Here is a 1,286-nt window from a genome sequence, read left to right on the forward strand (position 1 = left end):
CGCAAACGCGCGCGCGTTTGCTGAACGCCGCTCAATGTCAAGCTGTCTGGAGTCGGTTGTTGTTGATTCCGACGGTTGCGGGCGGTTGTGGTGTGCAGGGGCGGCGGCGGAACCGTTCGGGGTGTCGGTCGTAGTAGGCCTGGTGGGCGCGATCGCGGTCGGTCCATAACTGTCGCCAGCTCCCGGAGTGCACGTCTGCGGGTGAGAACAATGCAATGCCGGAATGTTTGTGGTCGGTGTTGTACCAGTGGACGTAGTCGGTGAGGTGTCCGCGGGCGGTATCGATGTCGGAGAAGATGCCCGGGTAGTTCGGCCGGTATTTCATGGTCCGGAACTCGGACTCGGAGAACGGATTGTCGTTACTGACGTAGGGCCGGTTGTGGGTGAGCCCGACGCCGTGTGCGGTCAAACAGTTCCTGAGAGTATTCGAGCGCATCGCGGCACCGGAATCGGCGTGGACGAATGATGGTGCGCCGTAATGCTTTATGGCGATCTCGAACATCTCTGCGGCGAGGTGATCACTCTCTCGTTCCTCCACGCGCCACCCTGCGATCAGCCGGGAGTGGATGTCGATGATCGAGTACGCCTTGAACGAGGCACCGCGCCACGGTGAGTGCAGATCGGTGATGTCCCAACTCCACACCTGACCGGGTGCGGTGGCGGTGTGGACGGGCATCCGGCGCGGGGTGCGGGTGCTTTTCTTGGTCGGTGTGCTCGGGCGGTTGCGTTGATCGATCACCGCTGCTGCGATGCGCCACCACGAGCGACGTGAGGCGATCATCGTTCCGGTGTCCCAGGCGGTGGCGAAGGAGTGATCGACCGAGTTGCCGGCTTGCCATCCGGTGTCGATCAACGCTTCGACCCGCGTGCGATCGGTGGTGTCGATTCTGCTCGGATACTGCCGATCACGTTGGTGCACAGGGTGTTCGGTTTTGACCCTGGGGTTGCGGCGGTAATGCCACGTCGAGCGGGACAACCCGACCATCGTCAATGCTCGACGCACCGATCCGGTGAGCGGGGCCAGTTCGCCGACGAGGGTGTTCTCTGTGCTCAGGAATCGGTGGGATCGCGTGTCGGTGGGGTGTCGTCGGGCTCGGGCACGTTCAGTGTGTGCAAGAGCCCGATAGCTTTTCCCAGCAGCTCGTTGGTCTCCTTGAGCTCACGGATCTGAGCGTCACGTTGGGCGAGTTCCTCGGCGTGGCGCGCCGTCTCGATGGCTCGCCGTTCGACCATTCCCTGCCGGCCCTTCGGTTGCGAGTTCATCGGTTCAGTCTGACGCGGAACCA

1 protein-coding gene and 1 pseudogene are annotated in these 1,286 nt (G+C 62.8%); both read right to left on the reverse strand.

From position 1 onward, the window contains the following. Positions 1 to 37: 37 nt before the first annotated feature. Positions 38 to 985 carry a DDE-type integrase/transposase/recombinase gene (locus MTX34_RS25485; protein WP_243611202.1) on the reverse strand — a complete coding sequence of 316 codons (948 nt, stop codon included), beginning with the start codon at positions 983 to 985 and terminating at the stop codon, positions 38 to 40. Between the two features lie 65 nt (positions 986 to 1,050). Next, positions 1,051 to 1,286, reverse strand: a pseudogene (locus MTX34_RS25490) (hypothetical protein); the annotation flags it as partial.

This window comes from Rhodococcus sp. ARC_M5, assembly GCF_022810405.1.
Lineage (GTDB): Bacteria > Actinomycetota > Actinomycetes > Mycobacteriales > Mycobacteriaceae > Rhodococcoides > Rhodococcoides navarretei.

Bases quoted from the DNA above. Each gene is read 5' to 3' on its own strand.
- MTX34_RS25485 (WP_243611202.1), bottom strand. From the start codon at position 985: ATGGTCGGGTTGTCCCGCTCGACGTGGCATTACCGCCGCAACCCCAGG.